Raw genomic sequence first — 3,393 nt, forward strand, 5'->3', positions numbered from 1 at the left:
GGTTGGCTAGACCTTCGCAGACAGGATTTGCACCTGTTAGGTTAATTGCCCTTTGCTGGGCGCACAACTGGAAGTTAGCGATGCAATTCATACCAGACATTTATCTCATCTTTATCAGGCTTTTCAAACATTGAAAGCAACTTATTTAGCAAACCCTCATCCACATAAAAATCTGAACCGCCATTTCCTTCTTCGATTCTTTTATTGCGCTCTTCTATATTACGATTCCATGTATCATCATCAACATCAATATAATGCCATTCATAGCTTATATCACATGATTTAAAATATGCTGAAATATCGATTCTGTTTTCTTTTGTCCAAAATCCCCAATCCAATATAGCATTGGCACCTGCTTTACAGATTTCTGCGGCTTTCTTTTTTAGAAAATTATTAACACGCTGAGCAAATATATTATAAAATTCACCTTGCTCATTATTGATCAAATCATATGTCGCCTCATCTGTTGATAGAATGACTGCATTGTACTTCTCTTTGAGTGATTTTGCATAATACGATTTACCACTACAAATTTTTCCACATATCAAATATACTTTTCCCATAAATGGTCCTCGTTGAATTTTTCCTTTATGCTCTACAAATTCTGATTTATATACTTGATTATATAATATACGACTAATGTCTGCAATGTATAATTATAAGCCAGTTTTCTATGGATACACAATTCCGAAAAGGGATATATTTTTTTATCTAACAAGTCATCACAGACTTCTTTGCACAGATTATAATTTTCCTGTTGCTCTTCTGGCGCAAAATCTTCTCGGATTTCACGATAGACATCATTCAGACACAGTATTTTCATGTTTTGATTTTCTCTTTTTTATTCTCTCATCATTTGGAGTCTGCCCCTTTCACCAGATGCCAGCATATTAAGCATTGTTTCAAAACTATTCCCAAAATTTATAAGGCAATCATCATACCCTGCAAAATAATATCCCTTTTCAGATAAAAACAGTGTTAAATAATCTAACCACCATATCCTGATTCCATATAGGATGATTATAATGAATTTCCAGCCCTGCGTATTTCATCATGAATGATTCCTGGTTACTATTGTAATGATAACCATAGTTTTCATACATTTTTACTATATTTGAAATATCGACTTTTCTTTTCTCATAATAACCCGCTTGTCTTAAAAGATTATTCGCTATTTCCACTCTATTCTCCTTCCATTTCAAATTTGTATACAAGCGTTTCCAGGTGTTCTTCCCTGTCGGAATAGAAAGCATCCGTAGTGCTTGTGATGTTTCCCGCATCTTCAAATCAATTAATAAAAATCGATATTACAGTCCTCTAAACGAAACGACCGCATATCATCCAACACAATGGAATCCGTATCAATATCGATTCTGGCCACCTCTTCATTAAAAGCCTTAGCTCCCTGTTCAAATTGCCGTCGCCACCCTTCGACATCCCCCTTATAAGAAATTGCCTCAAATATGTCACCATCTGGCAAGGTAATCTTACATCCTTCAATTACAGCTCCTCCATACTGAGGAATTTGGGGCTGAACTCTAACCAACTCGTAAAAAAGATTATCGAATTTAACCTGACTTTTATTAGAAACATAACGATATTCCCGACCCTCAACAAGGTACGTACCTGGCACTCTTCTCTCCGTCGAAATTGGACCTCCAAGCAATCTCTCTAATAGTTCTTTATTCATTATTAAACCTCCCAACCAGTGTAATCAAAATCCGCCGACACGTCTTCCCCGCCGCCGGAGACTCGTTTCAGGCAGTTCAACATATCGTAAGAGTAATATACCACATTTCCCTCACTGTCTGCAAGACTGGTCGGGTCTTAACACGACTTCAATAAGTCTTTTAGCCAAGCCCAGATTCTGCCAGACAAGTGCAGCGAAAGCCGAGGAACTACATACATGAGCGCATTCTAATTTGCACAAGCAAAAAACAAGCAAAAAAATATTACAGAATGCGCATGATTATCTTGCACAAAATGCAATAATATGTTATCATGTGAAATATAGAGGTGCACAAAATGAGATTAAAAAGAGAGACCTACCTTGAACAAATCCGTCCTTATTATGATTCTGACATCATCAAGGTCATCACTGGAGTAAGAAGATGCGGAAAATCCATTCTTCTCGATACTATCAGGGATGAACTGATAGAAAAAGGAATCCCCGGCGATAACATCATCTATCTGAACCTTGAAGATATGGACTATGAATATATCGCGGACGCTTCGGATTTAAACAGAGAAATCAAAAGCCGGATTACCCATGTAGGAAAGCATTATATCTTCCTGGATGAGATTCAGCATGTGAAAAACTTCGAAAAGGCGCTGGCATCATTCCGGGCAACCCTGGATGTATCCCTGTTCGTGACGGGGAGCAATTCCACTCTATTATCAGGCGAGTTGGCGACGCTTTTGACCGGACGGACTGTGGAGTTTGAGATACTCCCCTTTTCATTCTATGAGATGAAACAATACTACGAGCTCAACCGGATGGAATGGAGCGAAGAAATGTTTTCAGGCTACCTGAAATGGGGCGGATTTCCGCTTCGGTTCGATTATAAAGATGAGACATCGGTGCACAGATATCTGTCCAATCTCTATACAAGCATCGTGAACCGGGATATTGTAGGAAAGAGCCGGAATGCGGACAAAAAGGCATTTATGGACATCTCCTTGTATATCCTTGCCAATGCCGGGAAAGAATTTTCCATTGACAATATCATTACAGCTTACAAAAAACAACAGAAAGAAATCTCCAAAAGAACGATTTACAATTATCTCGAACGCATGAAAAAAGCCTATCTCATCCATGGAGTGGGCAGATATAACATTACAGGAAAGTCTGCCCTCAGCAACCGGGAAAAACATTATGCCATCGATATGGGCTTTCGTACTATCAATACAAATACAATCAATTATGAGGATACCTTTTTCCTGGAAAACATCATTTATAATGAACTGATTACAAGAGGTTATACAGTATTTGCCGGAAAGACTTTCAAAGGGGAAATCGATTTTGTCGCTGTCAGGGACGGAAAAAAGTGCTTCATCCAGGTTGCCTATCTGCTTGCCAGTGAAGAGACTATCAAAAGGGAATTCGGCGCTTACCGTAAGATTACAGACGCATCGCCAAAATTCGTGATGTCCCTTGACAAAATCGATTTGAGCCACGATGGTATTGTGCATTTGAATATCATTGATTTCCTGCTCCGGAAAGCGGATTTGATTCTCACGTAAAGTCTTCTCACATCAGATGAATGGGTAGAAAATCGGGAATTTTTCTGATATACTGTAGGAAAGCAGCATGGAGGGAGCATTCTGGTGATATGTCAAGGGTTTTTTGAAAAAGATTTTGATATGTTTTTCGGGAAAAAGGGTAACTTTAAT

At 38.5% G+C, this 3,393-nt stretch carries 4 protein-coding genes; 1 reads left to right on the forward strand and 3 read right to left on the reverse strand.

The window, feature by feature from the left end:
- Nucleotides 1–74 precede the first annotated feature (74 nt).
- The 3 genes from NFS35_RS28585 to NFS35_RS28595 form a co-directional block, all read right to left on the reverse strand.
- Nucleotides 75–563 (reverse strand): AAA family ATPase, encoded by a 489-nt coding sequence (locus NFS35_RS28585; RefSeq protein WP_251210342.1) that lies wholly within the window; start codon nucleotides 561–563, stop codon nucleotides 75–77.
- Nucleotides 564–962: 399 nt separating this feature from the next.
- On the reverse strand, nucleotides 963–1,181 hold the full coding sequence (locus tag NFS35_RS28590; RefSeq protein WP_251210343.1) for an SUKH-3 domain-containing protein: 219 nt from the start codon (nucleotides 1,179–1,181) through the stop codon (nucleotides 963–965).
- Between the two features lie 110 nt (nucleotides 1,182–1,291).
- Nucleotides 1,292–1,690 carry a hypothetical protein gene (locus NFS35_RS28595; RefSeq protein WP_251210344.1) on the reverse strand — a complete coding sequence of 133 codons (399 nt, stop codon included), beginning with the start codon at nucleotides 1,688–1,690 and terminating at the stop codon, nucleotides 1,292–1,294.
- A 335-nt stretch (nucleotides 1,691–2,025) separates the two neighbouring features.
- On the opposite strand from NFS35_RS28595, the gene NFS35_RS28600 reads away from it, so the two are divergent.
- Nucleotides 2,026–3,243 (forward strand): ATP-binding protein, encoded by a 1,218-nt coding sequence (locus NFS35_RS28600; RefSeq protein ID WP_251210345.1) that lies wholly within the window; start codon nucleotides 2,026–2,028, stop codon nucleotides 3,241–3,243.
- Nucleotides 3,244–3,393 lie beyond the last annotated feature (150 nt).

The organism is Acetatifactor aquisgranensis, assembly GCF_943193215.1.
Lineage (GTDB): Bacteria > Bacillota > Clostridia > Lachnospirales > Lachnospiraceae > Acetatifactor > Acetatifactor aquisgranensis.

What these genes read in the sequence shown, in the direction of transcription:
- NFS35_RS28600 (WP_251210345.1), top strand. Translation starts at nt 2,026, where the DNA reads ATGAGATTAAAAAGAGAGACCTACCTTGAACAAATCCGTCCTTATTAT.
- NFS35_RS28595 (WP_251210344.1), bottom strand. Translation starts at nt 1,690, where the DNA reads ATGAATAAAGAACTATTAGAGAGATTGCTTGGAGGTCCAATTTCGACG.
- NFS35_RS28585 (WP_251210342.1), bottom strand. Translation starts at nt 563, where the DNA reads ATGGGAAAAGTATATTTGATATGTGGAAAAATTTGTAGTGGTAAATCG.